This window comes from Bradyrhizobium lablabi (genome assembly GCF_900141755.1).
Lineage (GTDB): Bacteria > Pseudomonadota > Alphaproteobacteria > Rhizobiales > Xanthobacteraceae > Bradyrhizobium > Bradyrhizobium lablabi_A.
The window spans coordinates 3,837,333-3,856,854 of sequence record NZ_LT670844.1 but is presented as its reverse complement, the minus strand read 5'-3'; the positions used below and the strand labels follow the sequence as shown (position 1 = coordinate 3,856,854).

At 62.6% G+C, this 19,522-nt stretch carries 20 protein-coding genes; 13 read left to right on the top strand and 7 right to left on the bottom strand.

Features of this window, described 5'->3' with window-relative positions; translation table 11 throughout:
- Positions 1-40: 40 nt before the first annotated feature.
- Positions 41-388 carry a hypothetical protein gene (locus B5526_RS17940; RefSeq protein ID WP_079540097.1) on the bottom strand — a complete coding sequence of 116 codons (348 nt, stop codon included), beginning with the start codon at positions 386-388 and terminating at the stop codon, positions 41-43.
- A complete protein-coding gene (locus tag B5526_RS17935; RefSeq protein ID WP_079540095.1) occupies positions 385-1,173 on the bottom strand; it encodes an alpha/beta fold hydrolase in 789 nt (262 codons plus the stop codon). The genes B5526_RS17940 and B5526_RS17935 overlap by 4 nt, the downstream gene beginning before the upstream one ends.
- 333 nt (positions 1,174-1,506) lie before the next feature.
- On the opposite strand from B5526_RS17935, the gene B5526_RS17930 reads away from it, so the two are divergent.
- Both B5526_RS17930 and B5526_RS17925 read left to right on the top strand, forming a co-directional pair.
- Positions 1,507-1,995: a (2Fe-2S)-binding protein gene (locus B5526_RS17930; protein ID WP_079540093.1), complete on the top strand. Its 489-nt coding sequence runs from the start codon at positions 1,507-1,509 to the stop codon at positions 1,993-1,995.
- Positions 1,992-4,274 (top strand): xanthine dehydrogenase family protein molybdopterin-binding subunit, encoded by a 2,283-nt coding sequence (locus B5526_RS17925; RefSeq protein WP_079540091.1) that lies wholly within the window; start codon positions 1,992-1,994, stop codon positions 4,272-4,274. Before B5526_RS17930 ends, B5526_RS17925 begins: the two co-directional genes overlap by 4 nt.
- Before the next feature lie 1,048 nt (positions 4,275-5,322).
- On the opposite strand, the gene B5526_RS17920 is transcribed toward B5526_RS17925, so the two are convergent.
- Complete coding sequence (locus B5526_RS17920; protein ID WP_079540089.1) at positions 5,323-6,225, bottom strand: alpha/beta fold hydrolase; 903 nt, start codon at positions 6,223-6,225, stop codon at positions 5,323-5,325.
- A gap of 249 nt (positions 6,226-6,474) precedes the next feature.
- Between B5526_RS17920 and B5526_RS17915 the strand changes: the two genes are divergently transcribed.
- A complete protein-coding gene (locus tag B5526_RS17915) occupies positions 6,475-7,572 on the top strand; it encodes an HD-GYP domain-containing protein (RefSeq protein WP_079540087.1) in 1,098 nt (365 codons plus the stop codon).
- 152 nt (positions 7,573-7,724) lie between these two features.
- The gene (locus B5526_RS17910; protein WP_079540084.1) at positions 7,725-9,002 is read left to right on the top strand and encodes a cytochrome P450; all 1,278 of its coding nucleotides are present in this window, start codon (positions 7,725-7,727) and stop codon (positions 9,000-9,002) included.
- 16 nt (positions 9,003-9,018) lie between these two features.
- Here B5526_RS17910 and B5526_RS17905 read toward each other — a convergent pair whose 3' ends face one another.
- Positions 9,019-10,605 carry an AMP-binding protein gene (locus tag B5526_RS17905; protein ID WP_079540082.1) on the bottom strand — a complete coding sequence of 529 codons (1,587 nt, stop codon included), beginning with the start codon at positions 10,603-10,605 and terminating at the stop codon, positions 9,019-9,021.
- A 198-nt stretch (positions 10,606-10,803) separates the two neighbouring features.
- Positions 10,804-11,220, bottom strand: coding sequence for a VOC family protein (locus B5526_RS17900; RefSeq protein WP_079540079.1), 417 nt, complete (start codon positions 11,218-11,220; stop codon positions 10,804-10,806).
- A gap of 154 nt (positions 11,221-11,374) precedes the next feature.
- On the opposite strand from B5526_RS17900, the gene B5526_RS17895 reads away from it, so the two are divergent.
- The 5 genes from B5526_RS17895 (at position 11,375) to B5526_RS17875 (ending at position 14,484) form a co-directional block, all read left to right on the top strand.
- Entirely contained in the window at positions 11,375-12,349 is a 975-nt protein-coding gene (locus B5526_RS17895) for a Bug family tripartite tricarboxylate transporter substrate binding protein (protein ID WP_079545083.1), read from the top strand.
- 80 nt (positions 12,350-12,429) lie between these two features.
- Entirely contained in the window at positions 12,430-12,684 is a 255-nt protein-coding gene (locus tag B5526_RS17890; RefSeq protein ID WP_079540077.1) for a DUF3551 domain-containing protein, read from the top strand.
- Positions 12,685-12,956: 272 nt separating this feature from the next.
- Entirely contained in the window at positions 12,957-13,403 is a 447-nt protein-coding gene (locus B5526_RS17885; RefSeq protein ID WP_079540075.1) for an ArsR/SmtB family transcription factor, read from the top strand.
- Complete coding sequence (locus B5526_RS17880; RefSeq protein ID WP_154071349.1) at positions 13,286-13,744, top strand: SRPBCC family protein; 459 nt, start codon at positions 13,286-13,288, stop codon at positions 13,742-13,744. The genes B5526_RS17885 and B5526_RS17880 overlap by 118 nt, the downstream gene beginning before the upstream one ends.
- Before the next feature lie 26 nt (positions 13,745-13,770).
- The gene (locus B5526_RS17875; RefSeq protein ID WP_079540073.1) at positions 13,771-14,484 is read left to right on the top strand and encodes a DUF899 domain-containing protein; all 714 of its coding nucleotides are present in this window, start codon (positions 13,771-13,773) and stop codon (positions 14,482-14,484) included.
- A 257-nt stretch (positions 14,485-14,741) separates the two neighbouring features.
- On the opposite strand, the gene B5526_RS17870 is transcribed toward B5526_RS17875, so the two are convergent.
- The gene (locus B5526_RS17870) at positions 14,742-15,242 is read right to left on the bottom strand and encodes a hypothetical protein (protein ID WP_154071348.1); all 501 of its coding nucleotides are present in this window, start codon (positions 15,240-15,242) and stop codon (positions 14,742-14,744) included.
- Positions 15,243-15,463: 221 nt separating this feature from the next.
- On the opposite strand from B5526_RS17870, the gene B5526_RS17865 reads away from it, so the two are divergent.
- From B5526_RS17865 to B5526_RS17855, 3 genes are all read left to right on the top strand, one after another.
- Positions 15,464-16,780, top strand: a complete 1,317-nt coding sequence (locus B5526_RS17865; protein ID WP_079540069.1) for a tetratricopeptide repeat protein — start codon at positions 15,464-15,466, stop codon at positions 16,778-16,780.
- 93 nt (positions 16,781-16,873) lie between these two features.
- Positions 16,874-18,055: an amidohydrolase/deacetylase family metallohydrolase gene (locus B5526_RS17860; RefSeq protein ID WP_079540067.1), complete on the top strand. Its 1,182-nt coding sequence runs from the start codon at positions 16,874-16,876 to the stop codon at positions 18,053-18,055.
- A 102-nt stretch (positions 18,056-18,157) separates the two neighbouring features.
- Positions 18,158-18,517 carry a DUF1428 domain-containing protein gene (locus B5526_RS17855; RefSeq protein ID WP_079545082.1) on the top strand — a complete coding sequence of 120 codons (360 nt, stop codon included), beginning with the start codon at positions 18,158-18,160 and terminating at the stop codon, positions 18,515-18,517.
- A 6-nt stretch (positions 18,518-18,523) separates the two neighbouring features.
- Here B5526_RS17855 and B5526_RS17850 read toward each other — a convergent pair whose 3' ends face one another.
- Entirely contained in the window at positions 18,524-18,724 is a 201-nt protein-coding gene (locus tag B5526_RS17850) for a hypothetical protein (protein WP_079540065.1), read from the bottom strand.
- Positions 18,725-18,918: 194 nt separating this feature from the next.
- On the opposite strand from B5526_RS17850, the gene B5526_RS39030 reads away from it, so the two are divergent.
- On the top strand, positions 18,919-19,164 hold the full coding sequence (locus tag B5526_RS39030) for a putative quinol monooxygenase (RefSeq protein ID WP_244562328.1): 246 nt from the start codon (positions 18,919-18,921) through the stop codon (positions 19,162-19,164).
- Positions 19,165-19,522 lie beyond the last annotated feature (358 nt).

The window sequence follows — 19,522 nt, the reverse complement described above, 5'->3', positions numbered from 1 at the left end:
AGGGGAATGTTGGAGCGGGGGGGGACGTGAAGCGGCGCCGTTATTGCCACATCCAGTTGTGGCCCCAGTCGCCCTTCCAGCCGGCCAACCGGCCGTTGCGGAATAGCAGATAGAGCCGGTCGTTGTGGTTGATCAACCCGCTGCCGCCGAGGTTGCGGATCGCCAGGTAGATTTCGTCGCCCGGGCGGCCGCTGACATAGCTGAGCGGTTCGCCCAGCGCCCGCGAGACATCGGTCACGCCCATCCCGAACGCCAGCGGCACATTGTTCGACAAGGTCGCGGTGAAGGGGGCGCGCTGAAGCGGGAGTGATTGCTGGGCGCTGGCAGGCTCGCAAAGGCTGAGCGAAGCGGCGATCAGCCCAAAGGCGGCATACGCAAAACGGTTCATGACTGGACCACCTCAGTTGCGCTGTGCGACAGGCCGTCGAGGAACGGCAGCACCGCCTCGATAAACGCCTGCGGCTGGTCGAAGTTGACGGCGTGGCCGGCGGCCGGGATCACGACCTTCTTCGCCCCCGGAATTTTCGCCGCCATGTAGTCGGAGGCGGCGAGGAACGGGGTGTCGTCGGCGCCGACCACCACCAGCGACGGCACCTTGATGTCGGGTAACGATTCGATCACGCGGGCGTCGCGCTGGGCCAGCATGCCGCGCGCGGCGCGGGCCAGCCCTGAGGCGTCGCGATGGCTGACCTCGGAGCGTTCGCGGCTTGCGCCCTTGAGCACGGCAAGACCTTCGCGCTCAAAACGGTCGCCGGTCTCACGCGCGCGCTTGTTCCAGGCCTCGCGGGCCTCGTCCTTCTTGAAGCCCGGCCCGGTATCGATGATCAACAGCGCGCGGACGCGCTCCGGATGGGCGCGGTAAAACGCCAGCGACATATATCCGCCAAGCGACAAGCCGCCGATGATGGCGTTCCGCGCGCCGACCTCATCGAGCAGCGAGGCCATGTCCGAAACCGTCAGCGCTTCGCTATAGCTTGAGGGGGCATCGGGATAATCGGACCGGCCATGGCCGCGCATGTCCCACAACACGAGCTTGTGATGCCGCGACAACGCCTCGATTTGGCCCTGCCACATCGCCGAGGTCGAGGAATAGCCGTGGGTCAGGAGCAGCGTCGGGCCGCTGCCATGGACTTCGTAATAGATCTCGACCCCGTCCCGGCTGATTTTTGGCATTTCGGCTTCCCAAACGTATCTCGCGGCTCGCCTCATTGTAGCGCGATCCCTTTGCCCGTGGGAACTGCCCAACGATCCCAGCGGCGATCACGACGTGCCGTTGGCGTGGGCATCAAATCCATCGGTTATTTTATGGCAAAGTTATTGCGGCAACGCACAACACGCGCTTTCGGAATCATTTTCTCTTTGATCGATTCCAGTTTGCATTTGCCTCCGCGATGGAACGCAATATTCTGCCGCGCAAGGTCCGGCATCGGCCCGGTGGGTGCCAGACCATGATTCAACGTGAGTTGCCGCCGTAAGCGGCATCATGCACCGGCAAGGGAAGAGACCATGCCTGTTCTCAATATCAATGGACGGAATATGTCCGTCGACGCGGCGGGAGATACCCCGCTGCTATGGGCCATCCGCGAGCAATTGCAGATGACCGGCACCAAATTCGGCTGCGGCGCCGGCCTTTGCGGCGCCTGCACAGTCCATCTCAATGGCGAAGCGGTGCGATCCTGCCAGACCTCGATCAGCGACGCGGCCGGCAAGAAGATCACGACCATCGAAGGCCTCAGCGCCAAGGGCGACCATCCCCTGCAGAAGGCGTGGATCGCCGAGCAGGTTCCGCAATGCGGCTACTGCCAGTCCGGCCAGATCCTGCAGGCGGCATCCCTGCTTGCGAAAAACTCCAACCCGACCAAGGAGGAAGTGATCGCGCATATGGACGGCAATCTCTGCCGTTGCATGACCTATTCGCGGATTCAGAAAGCGATCATGCGCGCCGCGTCCGAAATGCGCACCGCGTCGGCCGGAACCGAGCGGAGGGCAACATGAATAGCCACGTGAAGATTCCCCAAATTGAAACCACCGATCTCAGCCGCCGCTCGTTCCTGGTCGGAACCGCCGCCGCCGGCCTCGCGCTCGGTTACTCGGCCGTTCCCGGCATCAACCAGGCCTTCGCCGCGGCGAGTAATTTCGATCCCTCGGTCTGGTATTCGATCGCACCCGACGGCCTCGTCACCGTGACCTGCGGCAAGGCCGACATGGGCCAGCACATCGCCTCCACCATGGCGCAGATCATCTCCGAGGAACTCGGCGCGAACTGGAAGGACATGCGGGTTCAGCTCGCTTCCAACGATCCGAAGTTCAACGACCCCGTGCTCGGCGCGCAGATTACCGGCGGCAGCTGGAGCACGATGATGAACTTCGATGCCATGAGCCGCGCGGGAGCCGCGGGGCGTATGGCGTTGACCGAGGCCGCCGCCGCGTCAATGGGCGTGCCCGCCAGTGAACTCGTGGTTCGGGATTCCGTGATCTCGCATCCAAAATCGAAAAAATCGATGACCTTTGCCGAAGTGGTCAAGAGCGGCAAAGCGACAAAGACCTTCACGCCGGACGAGTTGAAGGCGATCAAGCTGAAGACGCCGGACCAGTACACCATGATCGGTGTCTCGGTGCCGCAACTCGACATCCCCTCAAAGACCAACGGCACGGCAAAGTACGGCATCGACGTCATGCTGCCGGGCATGGTGTACGGCAAGATCGTCACGCCGCCGGTGCGCTTCGGCGCGACGGTGAAATCGGTCGACGATAGCGATGCAAAGAAAGTGCCGGGCTTCATCAAGGCCGTCACGCTCGACGACAAGACCGGGACCACGTCCGGCTGGGTGGTGGCGGTGGCCAACACCTACGCCAACGCCCGCAAGGCAGCAGATGCGCTGAAGATCAGCTATGACGGCGGTCCGAACGCAAAACTGTCGAGCGAGTCGCTGTTTGCGGAAGCCAAGCGGCTGCAGGCACTCGACGATTCCGGGCAGTTCTTCGTCAAGGACGGCGACACCGCGGCGGCCTTCGGCACGGCGGCGAAGACGATGGAGGCGGAATACACCACCAACATCAACATCCACGCGCCGATGGAGCCGATGAATGCCACGGCGCAGCTTCAGGGCGATATCTGGCACATCTATTCCGGCAACCAGTTCGCGACGCGCTCCGGCGCGATCGCCGCCGGTGCTGCCGGGGTCGATCCCAAATTCGTCGTGATGCATCAGATGTGGCTGGGCGGAGGCTTTGGCCGCCGTCTCGACGCCGACATGATGGTGCCCGCGGTGCAGGCAGCGAAAGCCGTCGGCAAGCCGGTCAAGGTGATCTACTCGCGCGAGAACGACATGACCATGGATTTCTCGCGGCCGCTCACCTACCAGAAGGTCAAGGCGGGGCTCGACGGCGATGGCAGGCTGATCGCGCTCAATCACGACGTGGTCTCTGCGTGGCCGACCCAGCGCTGGGGCATCCCGGATTTTCTGTCGCCTTCGGTCGACAAGAAAGGGCCGCTCGATGCGTTCACCGTGAATGGCGCGGACTTCTTCTACACCGTGCCCAATCACAACGTCCGCGCCATCCGTAACGAGATGGCGCACAACGCCACCCCGTCGGGTCAGCTGCGCTCGGTCGCGCCGGGCTGGACCTTCTGGGCGGTCGAAAGCATGGTCGACGAGATTGCGCATGCGGTCGGCAAGGACCCCGCGCAGTATCGGATCGACATGCTCGACGGCAAGGGCGCCAACGCCGGTGGTGCGCAACGGCTGCGCAACACTTTGCTCGCGGCGATGGGCCTGTCCGGTTATGGCACCAAGCAGCTGCCGAAGGGCGAGGGCATGGGCGTCGCCTGCGTCTCGTCCCAGGAACGGGCGACCGCGAGCTGGACCGCCTGCGTGGCCCATGTCGCGGTCTCGCCAAGTGGCGAAGTCAAGGTCAAGAAGCTGACAGTTGCCACCGATGTCGGCACGCAAGTGCATCCCGACAACATCCGCGCCCAGGTCGAGGGCGCGGCACTGTGGGGATTGTCGCTGGCGATGTATGAGAAGGCGACGTTGAAGGATGGCGGCATCGAGCAGACCAACTTCGACACCTACACGCCGCTTCGGATGAGCCAGGTGCCGGAAGTCGCGATCAGCGTCATCGCCAATGGTGAAAAGGCCACCGGCGTCGGCGAACCGGCGGTGACCGTGATCGCGCCCGCGCTCGGCAACGCGATCTTCAACGCGGTCGGCGCCCGAATCCGCTCGCTGCCGATCACGGCGGAAGCCGTGAAGGGAGCGATGAAGGCGTAACGTCTCGCGTCACGCGATAAGGACAATCCGCCGGAGGTTTTTGCTTCCGGCGGATTTTTTTTCGGGCGGCGGCGCGCACGTCTCTCTCCCCGTCATTGCGAGCGAAGCGAAGCAATCCAGCTTTGGCGCCGCGACACAGAAAGCTGGATTGCTTCGTCGCAAGTGCTCCTCGCAATGACGGGGTGAGAGCTCAAACCGTCATCCTGAGGTGCGAGCTCTTCGCGAGCCTCGAAGGATGACAGCCCGCGGCCCATCCTTCGAGGCTCGCCCAGCGGTGCAAGTGCACCGCAAAGCTCGCACCTCAGGATGACGGGAATGTGCGGCACTGATTTGCCCGACGGGCAAATCAGTAAAAACCTGTCCAGCCCTCTTTGCAAAAATATTCCTGTTTCGTTCTCACGCAAATCACTTCGCTAATTATGCCGTCTCGTCCCACTCGAGGGGCGCTTCGCGGTCGTCACGAACGCGGGATGGGATGCGGTGGACGCGGTGGCGGTATTGACGAACAGCGCTTAAGCGGACGGTGAAGTCGTGTGGTCCTGACACCCCGACGCTGGTGTCAAGTTGGTGAAGGTAACTCCATCAATGACGGTGGCAAAAGAGCCCGGTCACCGGGGAGAGCACGAAGGAACCCGTTAAAACCATTGCGTGCGGGAATGCCGGGATGTTCCGGTGGACCTGTGGTGACTAACGCGCGTGTTTACTACACTACACGCGCGGCTGCGGGTGCATCGGCGCCCGGCATTCCCCACGCCCTCTTGGGGGCGGAAGTTTCTTGCACAACTCGGGCGCTTCGCGCCGCGAGATCGTGAAACTGCGTTTGAAGTTCGCGCTTTATATCGGAGCTCGTCATGCCCGGGCTTGTCCCGGGCATCCACGTCTTGGCCGCACGCGAATAGGCGAATAGCGAATGGAGAGTAGCGAATAGAAATTCGCCATTCGCTACTCGCCATTCGCCCCCTGCCAAGACGTGGATGGCCGGGACGAAGCCCGGCCATGACGAAAACGGGAATTGGCTGTTTGAAAGTTGAATAGGAGGGAAGTCGCGCTATTCTCCCGCCATCTTCCGAACATCCAAAATCGCCTCCGCAAAACCCTTCGGATCCTCCTGCGGCGGATTATGTCCGACACCTTCGAACACGCGGCGCTGGTATTGCGCACCGAAATACTTTGCGTGCCCCTCGGAGCTCCGCACCGGATTTACCCCGTCCACGGCGCCATGAATGTTGATGGTCGGGACGGAGATTTTCGGCTGTGCGGCCAATCTCGCCTCGATGCCGGCGTAGCGCGGATCGCCCGGCGCATTCTGCAGGCGGTGGCGATAGGAGTGAATGACCACATCGACGAAATCGTCGTTGGCAAAAGAGGCCGCTGTCCGGTCGAATGTCGCCTCGTCGAACGCCCACGCCGGCGACCACAATTTCCAGAGCAATTTGCAAAACTCGCCGCGGTTCCCGGTCAGGCCGTTGCGTCCCCGCTCGGTGTGAAAATAATATTGGTACCAGAACCGCAACTCCTGCGCCGGATCGGCCGGCTTCTGCGATCGCGCGATGTCCTGGATGTTGTAGCCGGTGCAACTGACGAGGGCGAGCACGCGTTCCGGCCACAAGGCCGAAACGATACAGGCCGCGCGGCCGCCCCAGTCGAATCCGGCAAGGATCGCGCGCTCAATGTTGAGCGCGTCGAGCAGCTCAAGCAGGTCCTGGCCAAGGGCGGCCTGCTCGCCGGATCGCGGCGTGTCCTTGGAAAGAAATCGCGTCGCCCCATAGCCGCGCAGATACGGCACGATGGTGCGCAAACCGGCCTGGTTGAGAAGCGCTGTGACGTCGTCGAAGGCGCGCGGGTCGTAGGGAAATCCATGCAGCAGCACCACCGGGACGGCGTCTTGCGGACCGCTCGCCTCGCAAGCCGCATCCAGCACGGCGGTTCGAACGCGGACGAGATTGGTCAAGATTTTTTTTCTCCGTCCTTTGGCGAGGCGTGCCTGCGGTTAACACTCTCGTATCCATTCGGGATCGGCGCAAGCGTGCCGAACCCTTGAAATCTCAGATCGAATCGGAAGGGCGCGGGCGGGGCCCGGGCATTCGTTCAATTTTTAGGTTCGACAATATAGCAGCGTTCACAATCTCTCTTAAGCTCAAGGGAATGCCTCATGAGGTATTCCTTGATGCCGGCCACTACCGTCATTAGTCGAGGATCCATGACAGCTCTCGCCAACAAGACTTCGACCAAGCGCCGGTTGCTGCTGGCGTCGGATCGGAGCGATCAGAGCCGTGAACTAGCCGACATTCTGAAGACCGCGGGCGAAGTCGATACCATCTCGACATCGGAACTCCCCGATGAACCCGCCGATCATTTCTCCGGCATCGTGGTCGATATCAATTTGCGGTCGTCCGAGAGCGTGCAGCAGGTCCGCAACAAGCTGCGCGGCGAAGCCTACCGCTCGATGCCGCGGCTGTTCGTGCTCGCCGACGCCCTTCATCATGGCTCGATGCAGGCCTGGGCGCTGGGCGCCACCGACACGATCTCGCGCCCGTTCGATGCCGCGGGCATCCTGCATCGCATCAGCGCGGCGTTTCCGGACACAGTCAGGTTCGACGCCACCGCCAGCGGCAAAGCCCTGAACCGCGGCATCGAGGCGGCGCATGCGGTGATGGTCAAGATCTTCCAGAAGCTTCCGGCGGGCGTGCCGCTGACCTACGCCGACATCATCGAGGCGGAAAACAAGATTCTCAAGGCCATCAAGCGGACCTCGCTGCGGGAGTGGCTCACGACCGTCGGCCGCCATCACACCGACAGCTACCGCCATTGCCTGTTCGTCACCGGCTTCGCGGTTGCGTTCGCGCAGCATCTCGGGATGCGCGAGGACGACCAGCGCCGGCTCGCCCGCGCAGCCCTGCTGCACGATGTCGGCAAGGCCTTTGTCCCGGTCGCGATCCTCGACAAGCGGGCCAAGCTCTCCGACGAGGAACTGGAAGTCATCCGCCAGCACCCGCAACTCGGCTATGACGCGCTCGCAGCCCAAGGCGGCTTTCCGCCTGAGATGCTGGATGTGGTGCTGCACCATCACGAGTACCTCGACGGCACCGGATATCCGAGCGGCCTGCGCGGCAATCAGATCAGCGACATCGTGCGCCTGACCACGATCGTGGATATCCACGCCGCGCTGGTGGAGCGACGCGCCTACCGGTTGCCCTTCACCCACGCCAAGGCGTTCGGGATCATGGAGCAGATGGGTGACAAGCTCGACCAGCATCTGCTGCAATCCTTCCGCCCGGTGGCGTTCGGGTCGTTTTGATTGCGCCGGTGTCGTCGTCCGGGCCTGCGCCGGGACGACGAAAAATCCAATCCTCAATTACGCCTTGGCCGCGTGGTTATGTTAGCCGCTAAACGCAAGCCGCTCTCGGCTGGTTCGAACATTCTCGCGCCGGCAGAACCAAAAGGTGTGATTTGAGCCCGAGTACCTACCTCCCGGCCGACATCGCCGCGACGCTGGTCAATCCGGCGGCCTATGCCGATGATCGCCTTCACGATACCTATCGCTGGCTGCGGGCCAACAATCCGCTCGGCATCGCGCGGCCGGAGGGGTTCGATCCGTTCTGGGTCGTCACCAAGCATGCCCATATCCAGGCCGTCAGCCGGCAGAACGAGCTGTTTCACAATGCCGATCGGCCGACGACGCTGACGACGAAGACCGTCGAGCAACGGACACGCAAGATCACCGGCACGCCGAACCTCGTTCGTTCGCTGGTGCAGATGGATGCGCCCGACCATCCGAAATACCGGGCGCTGACACAGTCCTGGTTCATGCCGGTCAATCTCGGGAAATTCGAGGCGAGGGTCCGCACCAAGGCCCGCGGCGCCGTCGAGCGCATGATGGCGCATGGCGGGGCCTGCGACTTCGTCGCCGACGTGGCGCTCGGATATCCCTTGCACGTCATCATGGAAATTCTCGGGGTTCCGGAAGCGGACGAGCCGAGAATGCTGAAGCTCACCCAGGAGCTGTTCGGCGCGCAGGACCCGGATACGGCGCGGTTCAGGGATACGATCGGGCCGGAAATGTTTTCCGCCATGATCGAGGCCGTCGTGAAGGACTTCGGCGACTATTTCGCAAAGATAACCGCCGACCGGCGCGCCGAGCCGCGCGACGATCTCGCCACCGTGATCGCCAACGGCAAGATCAACGGCGACTATCTGCCCGAGCGGGACATGACGAGCTATTACATGATCGTCGCCACCGCCGGCCACGATACGACGTCATCGTCGACCGCCGGTGCGATCTGGGCGCTGGCGGAAAATCCGGAACAATTCGCCAAGGTCAAAGCCAATCCGGAACTCATCCCCGGGCTGGTCGATGAGGCCATTCGCTGGATGACCCCGGTCAAGCATTTCATGCGATCGGCGACCGCCGACACCGATCTCGGTTCGCGCAGGATCGCCAAGGGCGATTGGCTGATGCTGTGTTACGCCTCCGGCAACCGCGACGAGGAGGTTTTTGAGGAGCCCTTCGCGTTCCGATGCGACCGCAAGCCGAACCGCCATGTCGCCTTCGGCTATGGCGCGCATCTCTGTCTCGGGCAATACCTAGCCAAGATGGAAATGCGAATCCTGTTCGAGGAGCTGCTGCCGCGACTGAGATCGCTTGCCCTCGACGGCGAGGTGAAGATGACGCAGGCCTTTTTCGTCAACGGCCCCAAGAAGCTGCCGATCCGGTTCGAGCTGAACTGAGGAGTTTTCGCAGCTTCTAGCTCAACATCTTCCGCAATTCCGCCTTCGCCACCTTCTCCAGGGTCGAGCGCGGCATGTCGTCGACGAAGTGAATTTCACGGGGCACCTTGAAATCGGCCAACGCGCTGCGGCAGGCCGCCATGACGCTATCGTGCAAATCGGGCGGCGCGCGCTCGACACCGGCCTGCGGGACGATGAAGACGACCGGCACTTCGTCGAGCATCGGATGTTTTTTCGCGACCACTGCGGCTTCGCGGACGCCGGGCACCAGCGCGATCACCTGCTCGATCTCGGAGGCCGCGACATTCTCGCCGCCGACCTTCAGCATGTCCTTGGCGCGGTCGCCGAATTTTATGAAGCCATTGTCCAACAGCGTGACACGGTCGCCGGTGATGAAATAGCCGTGTTCGTCAAAACTCTCGCGGGTGGCTTTTTCGTTATGCAGATATTCCTTGAACAGCGACAGCCCGGGAATACCCTTGATCAGGAGATTGCCGGTGCCGCCGACCGGCGTCGGCGCGCCGTCATCGTCGGTGATGCGGATCGAATATTCCGCCGCCGCACGGCCGATCGACATCGGCGTGTTGGGCTGGTCGACCTCGCCTATGATGCCATGGGTGATGGTTTCGGTCATGCCCCACCAGCCGATGATCTTGATGCCGAAACTGGAAAAGGCCGGCGGCTCGCACACCGCCGTGCCCCAAAGGCGGAATTTGTGCTGTTTGGGGATCTCGTGCTCCAGCAGCGCCTTCATGCAGAACGGAATCGTCGAGGTCCAGCTGCAGCCGTGTTCCAGTGCTACGCTCCAGAACCGGCTTGCCGAGAACCGCGGCTGGATCACACAGGTCCCGCCGACCCACAGGCTCGCCAGCATCGAATAAGCCAGCGCGTTGGTGTGAAACAGCGGCAGATAAGTCTGGTGCACGTCGCCTTGGTGCAAATCCTGGTGCGAAGCGTTTACCTTGGCGCCCCACAGCGCGTTGGCGTGCGTCCATAGCACCGCCTTCGGCCGCGACGTGGTGCCGGAGGTGTATTGCACGCTGCAGGCGGCGTGCGGATCGGCCACACGGCGCGGCCGGTCGGCGCTGTCGGCGAACAGGCTTTCAAAACTGTCGCTACGCGGCGCGGCATGGCCTTGCGCGGGCGGGGTGCCCGCGTCATGCGAAATCACCGCCAACCAGCGCAGGTTCCGGCAATGCGCCGAGATCGTCTCGGCATAGGCCGGTTGCGTGATCGCGGCCACCGCACCGCAATGATCGGCGAAATATTCCACCTCCGCCGGCGCGGAGCGGGTGTTGGTGGTCACCGCGATGGCGCCGAGATCGACGCAGGCGAACCAGGCGAGCATCGCCTCGATGCAATTGTCGAGATGTATCAGGACGTATTCGCCAGGTCTGATGCCACGTTGGGCGAGACCCGCCGCGAGCGCGCCGACGCGCTCGTAAAATTCGCCGTAAGTCCATTTCCGCGCCGGCGCATCGAATGGCGCCCAGATCAGAAACGGATGGTCGCGGCGCGTTTCGGCGCGCATCTTGAGCAGCCACGGTACGTCGAGCCCCGCGAACGGGCCGACCACGCCGGGCGCGGTTTGTGAAGCCGACATTTATCCTCCCGCGCAGCCTTGATGGCTGCTTTTTTCATTGGCTTGGAAGCCTTTCTGCCACCGGAGCGCGCCGCGGGCAAATCGGTAAGGGAGCATAGCCCTATCCCCGTCATTGCGAGCGAAGCGAAGCAATCCATCGGGCGGCAAAGCAAGCTGGATTGCTTCGTCGCTTCGCTCCTCGCAATGACGGGGAGGGACCTAAGCCTCCCCCGCATACGACGAGATCTCGATCAAACTGCCGTCCGGATCCCGGCAATAGACCGAGCGCAGCGTGCCGCGAGCGCCCTGCCGCTCGGTCGGGCCTTCCTCGATCGCGACGCCGTGCGCTTTGAGATGCGCGACCACCTCCTCCGGTGTGCTTGAAGTGAGAAAGCACAGATCGTCACTGCCGGCGGTTTCATGATCGGCGGTGAACCAGTCGACCTTGTCGGCGTCGCGCGGCCGCACATTGATCTTCTGGTTGCCGAACATCAGCGAGGTCCGCGGCGCCCTGCCTGGGCCGGGATCGAACACCCTGATCTCCATGCCGAGGATCTTTTGGTACCACGCAGCCGAGCGCGCCACGTCGGCGACATTGATCACGAGATGGTCGAGCGCATTCACTTTGACAGACATCAGCTTATCCTTTGGTCGCGGTTCGGTGCTTTAGCTGCCCTATTGGCCGTATCGCGCTTTGTTTGTTACAACGCGTGCCGATCGTCAATTCAACAACAACATACCGGATGCGTAATTCCGGATAACAGGGAGACTTTTTATGCTTTTGCGTTGGATGGTTTCGCGTCGCGCCGCGATTTTTGTGCTTGCCATGGGTGTTGCGGCAATCGCTCCGACCGGCGGCGCCTCGGCGCTGGATTATCCGACGCGGCCGGTGCGCTTTGTGGTCGGATTTCCGCCGGGCGGCGCGACCGACATCCTGGCGCGTCTGATCGGCCAGCGGCTGTCGGAAAAGCTCGGCCAGCAATTCGTGATCGAGAACAAGCCCGGCGCCGGCAACAACATCGGCACCGAGACGGTGGTCAACGCCGCGCCCGATGGCTACACGGTGCTGCTGGTCAACCCGGCGAATTATATCAACGCCTCGCTCTACACCAATTTGAAATTCAACTTCATTCGCGACATCGCGCCGGTCGCAGCCTTCAACCGCGTGCCGAACGTGATGACGGTCGCCCCGGACGTGCCGGCGAAGACGGCCGCCGAGTTCATCGCCTATGTGAAGGCCAATCCGGGCAAGGTGAACATGGCGTCGTCGGGCAACGGCACGTCGGTGCATCTGTCCGGTGAATTGTTCATGGCGATGGCGGGCATCAAGATGGAGCACATTCCTTATAAGGGCGCAGCACCCGCGATCACCGACATGCTCGGCAATCGCGTCCAGGTGATTTTCGACAACATGCCCTCGATCATCGGGCACATCGCCAAAGGCGGGCTGCGTGCGCTTGCGGTGACGACGGCCGCGCGGTCGCCGCAACTGCCCGACGTGCCGACCGTCGCCGAAACCGTGCCGGGCTATGAAGCGAGCGCGCTGTTCGGCATGGGCGCGCCAAAGAAGACGCCGCCGGAAATCATCGAGAAGCTCAACCACGAGATCAACGCGGTGCTCGCCGAGCCCGCGATGAGGGCGCGCCTGATCGAATTGGGCGGCGAGCCGCTGATCGACACGCCGGAGGCGTTCGGCGCGATGATCGCCGCCGAGACCGCTAAATGGGAGAAGGTGGTGCAATTTTCCGGCGCCAAGGTGGAATAAAGACGGCCTCCGGAACCTTACCCAAGCGGTCTCGTTCTCAATGCGAGGCGACGCGAGCTTTGGCAGAGGAGATAAAACTCATGCGCAATGCGAAGTTGGCGATGTTGGTTTTCCTGGCAGCCGGCGCCGCCACCATGGCCGGCGCTGGTCCTGCGGCCGCCCATGATTACCCCTGGTGCGTCACCGGCGGCGGATTTGGTTATCCGGGCGATTGCTCCTACCGGAGCTATGCCCAATGCATCGCGTCCGCCTCCGGCCGTCGCGTCTGGTGCAACGTCAATCCGCGCGTCGCCTATGGACGCGCGCCGCGCAGCCGGGCGTATCGGGATTATTGATGAGGATTGAGGGCGGACGAACCAAATCCGATCGTCATACCCCGCCGCCGGGTCTCGCCTTCGGCGAGCCCGATGACAGGCTCCAGCGGGGTATACAGTACGCCGCGGCTTCTCGGCTCTATCGCACCTGCTCCGGGATACTGGATCACCCGCCTTCGCGGGTGATGACGAGAAAAGATTAGCGGCGGTCTTAGCTATCATGCCGCGATCGCTTTCCCGCGAACGTGAAGAGAACTCTTGACGCCTTTTGGTTTGCCGCTATACTAAACCACATGGTTAAGTATAGCGATGAGGCCCTGGACCGCACCTTTGCCGCGCTGGCGGACCCGACCCGGCGGGCGCTGCTGGCCCGGCTCGGCAAACGAGATTCGATCTCGGTGAGCGAACTCGCGCAGCCCTTTGCGATGTCGCTGCCGGCGATCATGAAGCATCTCGACGTGCTGTCGGACGCCGGGCTGGTCGCGCGCGCCAAGACCGGGCGCATTGTGGCGTGCCGCTTGACCACCGCGCCAATGGAGCAGGCGATGGACTGGCTCAATCGCTACCAGCGCTTCTGGTCCGAAGGTCTCGACCGGCTTGCCGCGTTTGTGGAGGAAGAAGAATGGCAACCAAATCAGACGCTGCCGCCGACGTCACCAGGCCGAGCCTCAGCTTCAAACGCCGTCTCAACGCCCCGCCGGCGAAAGTCTTCGCGGCGTGGACCGACCCGCAAAAAATAATCCGGTGGTTCGGACGCGCGGACGCCAAGCCCGGCTCGTTCCACGCCGACATCGACGCCCGGATCGGTGGCCGTTTTTGCGTCAGTTTCTCCACCGATGACGAGTATTACGAGGTCGGCGGCGTCTATCACGAGGTGGTGCCGAATGAGCGGCTGGTATTCAGCTGGGCCTGGCATTCGACGCCGGAACGCGAATCGCTGGTGACAGTGTCGCTGAAATCCGATGGCGAGGGCACGCTGCTCACGCTTTTGCACGAGCAGCTGTTCGATCAGGCCGCCCGCGATGGGCACGAGCGCGGCTGGACCGGCGCGCTCGAAAAGCTCGAAAAATTCGTCGCCTGAAATGTCTCAACATAGAGGAGCGTATCATGCAACCGCACAAAATCGTCTCGCGTGAGGAATGGATCGAAGCCCGCAAGCTCCATATGGCGCATGAGAAGGAATATACCCGCGCCCGCGACCGGCTGAGCGAGGAACGGCGCGCGCTGCCTTGGGTCAAGGTCGACAAGGCCTATCTGTTCGACGGGCCGAACGGCAAACTGACGCTGGCCGATCTGTTCAAGGGGCGCAGCCAGTTGGTGGTGCAGCATTTCATGTTCGCGCCCGACTGGAACGAGGGCTGCAAGAGCTGCTCGTTCTGGGCCGACGGTTTTGAGCGCATCACCCCGCATCTGGCCGCGCGCGACACCACGCTGGTCGCGATCTCGCGCGCGCCGCTATCAAAGCTCGACGCGTTCAAGGCGCGGATGGGCTGGACCTTCGACTGGCTCTCTTCGGCCGGCAACGATTTCAACTACGACTACGCCGTGTCGTTCACGCCGGAGCAGATCAAGTCGCAAGCCAAGGTGTATAATTTCGGCACCTCGGGCTTCGGCGTCGAGGAAGCGCCCGGGATCAGCGTGTTTTACCGCGATGAAGCCGGCAACATCTTCCACACCTATTCATGCTTTGCCCGCGGCCTCGACATGATGAACGCCACCTATCACTATCTCGATCTGACCCCGCTCGGCCGCCACGAAGAAGGCCTGCCCTATCCGATGGACTGGCTGCGGCTGCGCGACCAGTATAAACCGGAAGCGTGAACGGCCGCGTGCTGCCAGAGCTGAGTTCCGTGGGATCGTCATTGCGAACCAACGGGTCGCGCGAACGCGCGCGGGATGACGGGCTCCGCGAAGCAATCCAGCCTTGATGAACCGGCGCAGAAGCTGGATTGCTTCGTTCGCTTTGCTCCTCGCAAAGACTAAGACTACGGCCCAATCCTATTGGGACACTCGGTAGGGATGTAAGGAAGCTTTTGCTTTGGCGACTTCCGATGTAGCCTCAAGAGGCATTTGGTCGCTCAAGAACGGCTCTCAAAACCGTGCCCAGCAAGCCCACCCGCCGACAAGTCGCGGAACAGGATCGCCTCATGGTCGCGCGGCAGGTCGGATTCCGGCGCGCCGCAGACGCAATAGCGGCAGATTTGGCAAAGGTCCCGGAGGTACGCGCGGTCGCGTTGTTCGGCTCGTTGGCCCAGCCGCTGGTTCGTGAAGTTCCACGCTTTCAACCCTTCAGACGTCACGGGATCGAAATCCTCCACGAGTGTGGAGACATCGACCTCGCCATAGCGATCGATCGCCTCGACAATCTGTCTGCTCTTAATCGGGCCCGCGGCCGGGCCGTGATCGATCTCCATGAGCAAAGCGGCATCGGCGTCGCTCACCACCAGGTCGACATTTTCTTGTTCGGCGAGGGCTGGGCCGATTACCTCGGCCGGCTCTGCACCTTTGCGCAATGTCCGAAGGGAAAGGTCGAATGCCTTACGCCTGGATGCGGACGCGAGTTGTTTCTGAAACAGCACGAAGGATTTGTGCTCGAACCTGGCGCGCTCGCTGCCGACCGATCGGTATTGCTGTATGAACGCGGCAGCGGGTTTCTGCGCCGGGCCTCCGACCTCGAGGCGACAGTCATCTCCAATTCGAGTTTGCCCCGCGGCTGCGCGACCAATACAAGCCGGCGTCGGGGGCCGTCGCCTGCTGCCAGACATATTGCAGATCGAGGTTGATATCTCGGAGGGACCCGATGGCTTTTGAAGATCGATATGGCTTAGGCCTTTCAACCCAAAGCGAAACGGCGGCGCAGCGCTACCGCGAGGGCATCGACCTCTTGCAGTCGGCCTGGCCCGGTGCCGCGCAGGCGCTGGATAGCGCGATCGAGGCGGACGGTGATTTCGCACTGGCCCTTGCTGCCCGCGCGCGGGCTCATTTGATCTACGCCGAAATGCAGCAGGCCCGGAAAAAGGCCGCCATTGCGCGCGCGCTTGTCGCGCGCAATGGCAGCGCGCGGGAGAAGAGCCATGTCGAAATCCTGGCGCTGACGACGGAAGGCCAACCGGCGAGGGCGCTCGAACTGACGCTCGATCATCTCGACCGTTGGCCGCGTGATGCCCTGATCATGTCGCTGCCGCTCGGCGCCTTCGGCCTGTTCGCTTTCTCCGGGATGGCGGACCACGATCAGGCCCGCGTCGATCTGTGCGAGCGGCACAAGCATCATTATGGCGAGGACTGGTGGTTCCTGACCTTCCTCGGCTGGTCGCACACCGAAAACGGCGATGTCGAGGCCGGACGGCGGATCACCCAGCGTGCCTTTGATCAAAGACGCAAGAACGCCCACGCCCTTCATGCATTGACGCATGCGATGTTCGAAGACGGCTCAGTGCTGGATGCCGAGAACCTGATCGCGGGTTGGCTGCCGGTCTATGACCGCTCCGGATTGCTCTATGGCCATGTCGCATGGCATCAGGCGTTATTGGCGTTGGAAAACGGTGACACTGAGCGAGCGAGCAGCATCTATGCCGAACGCATCCAGCCGAAGATCAATCCGGCTCCGCCGCTCAATGTCATGACCGACGGCGTTTCGCTGTTGTGGCGGCTGCAGGCCTCCGGCCATCCGGTGCAACGCGATGTCTGGCGCGATCTTGCCGATCACGCCGGGGGGTGGTTTCCGAAAACCGGCAATTCGTTTGTCGATGTCCACATGGCGCTATTGACGGCCATGACCGGAAACTGGAGCGCGCTGGAGGCGCGCATTGCCGATCTCGAGGCGCGGCGCCATCAGGGCAAGCTTCCGGCAGGCCCCGTGGTGCCGGATATCTGCCGCGCGGCGCGCGCCTTTGCCGAGGAAAACTATCGGACATGCGCGGAGATATTGGAGCCGGTGGCCGCGGACGTGGTGCGCATCGGCGGCAGCCATGCCCAGCGCGAAATGATCGAGGACACACTGCTGATCGCTCTGATGAACAGCGGCGAGCCCGCCAAGGCGCGCGACCTGCTCGACCGCCGCCTGCATCGCCGGCCCTCGTTGCGCGACACGCGCTTGCGAATGGGGGTCGCAGCGTGAGCGGGGCAATGCGCTGCTGCCGTCGGCCAATCATACGAAGCTGACCCGTAAAACACGACTGGTAGAATTCCAGCGAGGGAGGAAACGACCGTGATGAATCGACGCCAAATGGTCTGCGCCACCGGCGCTGCGCTGTTTGCCCCCATTTCAAGGGCGCACGCTGCGAGCTATGATCTCGTCATCAAAGGTGGGCGCGTCATCGACCCTTCGGCCGGGCTCGACGCCATCCGCGACGTGGCGATCTCGGGCGGCAGGATCGCGGCGGTCGAAGCCGGCATCGCCGCCGACGCTACCGAGACCATCGATGCGCGCGGCAAGATCGTCGCTCCGGGCTTGATCGACATCCACACCCATGCCGGCCGCAGCAAGGAGGGTCCGCCGATGTGCCTGCAGGACGGCGTGACCGGCTGGGTCGATGCCGGCACCGGCGGCGCGGATAACATGGATGCCGTTGCCGCGGTCGCGCGCGGCGCGCCGCAGATCGGCCGTTGCCTCGTCAATATCGCGCGCACCGGCGTCATCGCTCCCGGCGGCGAGCTACACGATATCAACGCCGCCAACGTGGCCCTGGCGCGAGGGGCCATCGAGCGTAATCGTGACGTCGTCGTGGGCGTCAAGGCGCGCCTGTCGGACAACGTCGCGGGCGCCAACGACCTCGAAGCGCTGCGGCGCGCGCAGGAGGCCGCCGCGCCGTTCAATCTTCCGGTCATGATCCATATCGGCCAGAACTACTCGCCGTTGCGTGCCATTCTTGCCCTGCTCAAGCGCGGCGACATCGTCACGCACATGTATGCACCGGGGACGAACGGCATCCTCGACGACAAGGGTATTTTGCTGCCGGAGGTGATGGCGGCGCGCCGGCGCGGCATCATCTTCGATTTCGGCAACGGGGTCGCCGATCACTTCGATTGGGATACGGTCGAGAAGGCGACCCGGCAGGGCCTGTGGCCCGACACCTTCTCCACCGACTGGAACACGGCGTCGAAGACCTCGGGCGTCGTCGATCTTCCGAACGTCATGTCGAAATTCATCATGTTTGGTATGCCGCTGAGCCAGATCATCGCCTGCGCTACCGTCAACGCGGCGCGTTGCTTCCCCTCGTTCGATGACCGCGGCACCATCAATGTGGGCGCGCCGGCCGATGTGGCGATGCTCGAGTTGCGGGACGGGTCGTTCGAATTCCTCGATAACTACAAGGGCACGCGCACCGGTCGCCAGCGGCTGTTTCCCGCCGAAACCGTGCTCGCGGGCAAGCACGTACCTCGCGCTGCCTGAGGGCTGATGCGCGACCCGTATGAGCCAGCGCCAGGCACTGCCTGCTGCCAGACATAATCCACAATTGCGCGCGACGCTCGGGCGATAATGGGAGGAATGCGGATGTCTTACGTCGATGGATTTATCGTCGCGGTTCCGAAGAAGAATCTGGAAGCTTACCGCACCATGGCGAAGAAGGCCGGCAAGGTTTGGCGCGAGCATGGCGCGCTGGATTACCGCGAATGGGTGGCCGAGGACGTCAAGGTCGGAAAGCGCACCTCGTTTCCGCGCAGCGTCAAGCTCAAGCCCGGCGAAACCGTGATCTTCTCCTGGATCACCTACAAGTCGCGCGCGCAACGCGACCGCGTCAATGCCAAGGTGATGGCCGACAAGCGGCTGGCCGGCATGATGGACACCAAGTCGTTGCCGTTCGACGCCAAGCGGATGATTTATGGCGGCTTCGAAAGCCTCGTGAAGGCGTAAAGGGGCTTACGCCGCGCCCGGCACGGTCCGCTCGCCGGCGATGGCGCGGTCGATGGCGTCGATCAAGGCCTGGGTCTCGATGAATTTGAGCCGCGCCCGCTCGGCCTTGTCGCGGTCGAACGGCGCGGCCAGGGTTTTTGCGAAGGCGTCGCGGTCCTCGACCATGCGCTCCCGCGCCTTTTGCAGCGTCTCAAGTCGCTCACTCATACGGGCTTCGCTTTCTGTTGGTGCGTCGTCATTTTCGACCCTCGGCGGAGCGATGTCTGCCGTTCGGCCCCGGTTGCGGGCATCGTCCCGCGAGCGTTAACATGAGCGACCGTTGAGTTGCGGCGATATGCCGAATCGTTCGTCGGTCAAGGCGTCCGATCGCCGACGGAAGTCTATCATGGGAAAGGGCTGATATGCTGACGATTACTGCCGTTATCCGCGCCAAGAAGGGTCACGAAGACACTATGCGCCAGGCCCTGCTGCAAGTCGCCGAAAACGTCCGCATCAACGAACCGAACACGATTGGCTTTTTCGTCTCACATTTTGCCAAAACCACATCTCTGGGATTTGAGAGACGAGCGTTGGCGGCCAATCCTCGTCCGCAATCCCTGGACGGAAAGACCACTTCCGGATGGCCTCCTGGGGTTACCGGGCTTTGAATACAAGCCGGACAAGGTCGCGCCAACCGACGGTGAGAGCCTAGCAGATATATTGGGTTTGCCGGCCGTGTGGCCACCAGAGGCAGCTTCGGACTAGGAAGAGATGCTTTTTGCTAGCAGCCCCCTAACACCATCGTAGCATCGAACGGCGTTCCTGCGCCGGGGATTGGGTGTCTGATGGTTTAATGGTGTCGTGGGAGATGGTTCACAACATGAGCGATGTTGCACCAAATTTACATGGCAATTTCATAGGCTGCATATCGAACGGGTCCCCGGTAATAGGGCCGGATTTGGTGGCCGGTCCACTACGCGGATCGTCCCGCGGACTTGGCAGTTAGGCGCCAACATCGCACCATGA

Excerpts from the sequence above, each read along its gene's own strand:
- B5526_RS17860 (WP_079540067.1), top strand. The coding sequence starts at position 16,874 with ATGAATCGACGCCAAATGGTCTGCGCCACCGGCGCTGCGCTGTTTGCC.
- B5526_RS17930 (WP_079540093.1), top strand. The coding sequence starts at position 1,507 with ATGCCTGTTCTCAATATCAATGGACGGAATATGTCCGTCGACGCGGCG.
- B5526_RS17890 (WP_079540077.1), top strand. The coding sequence starts at position 12,430 with ATGCGCAATGCGAAGTTGGCGATGTTGGTTTTCCTGGCAGCCGGCGCC.
- B5526_RS17925 (WP_079540091.1), top strand. The coding sequence starts at position 1,992 with ATGAATAGCCACGTGAAGATTCCCCAAATTGAAACCACCGATCTCAGC.
- B5526_RS17900 (WP_079540079.1), bottom strand. The coding sequence starts at position 11,220 with ATGTCTGTCAAAGTGAATGCGCTCGACCATCTCGTGATCAATGTCGCC.
- B5526_RS17935 (WP_079540095.1), bottom strand. The coding sequence starts at position 1,173 with ATGCCAAAAATCAGCCGGGACGGGGTCGAGATCTATTACGAAGTCCAT.
- B5526_RS17855 (WP_079545082.1), top strand. The coding sequence starts at position 18,158 with ATGTCTTACGTCGATGGATTTATCGTCGCGGTTCCGAAGAAGAATCTG.
- B5526_RS17885 (WP_079540075.1), top strand. The coding sequence starts at position 12,957 with ATGGTTAAGTATAGCGATGAGGCCCTGGACCGCACCTTTGCCGCGCTG.
- B5526_RS17850 (WP_079540065.1), bottom strand. The coding sequence starts at position 18,724 with ATGAGTGAGCGACTTGAGACGCTGCAAAAGGCGCGGGAGCGCATGGTC.
- B5526_RS17915 (WP_079540087.1), top strand. The coding sequence starts at position 6,475 with ATGACAGCTCTCGCCAACAAGACTTCGACCAAGCGCCGGTTGCTGCTG.
- B5526_RS17905 (WP_079540082.1), bottom strand. The coding sequence starts at position 10,605 with ATGTCGGCTTCACAAACCGCGCCCGGCGTGGTCGGCCCGTTCGCGGGG.
- B5526_RS17895 (WP_079545083.1), top strand. The coding sequence starts at position 11,375 with ATGGTTTCGCGTCGCGCCGCGATTTTTGTGCTTGCCATGGGTGTTGCG.
- B5526_RS39030 (WP_244562328.1), top strand. The coding sequence starts at position 18,919 with ATGCTGACGATTACTGCCGTTATCCGCGCCAAGAAGGGTCACGAAGAC.
- B5526_RS17865 (WP_079540069.1), top strand. The coding sequence starts at position 15,464 with ATGGCTTTTGAAGATCGATATGGCTTAGGCCTTTCAACCCAAAGCGAA.
- B5526_RS17875 (WP_079540073.1), top strand. The coding sequence starts at position 13,771 with ATGCAACCGCACAAAATCGTCTCGCGTGAGGAATGGATCGAAGCCCGC.
- B5526_RS17880 (WP_154071349.1), top strand. The coding sequence starts at position 13,286 with ATGGCAACCAAATCAGACGCTGCCGCCGACGTCACCAGGCCGAGCCTC.
- B5526_RS17940 (WP_079540097.1), bottom strand. The coding sequence starts at position 388 with ATGAACCGTTTTGCGTATGCCGCCTTTGGGCTGATCGCCGCTTCGCTC.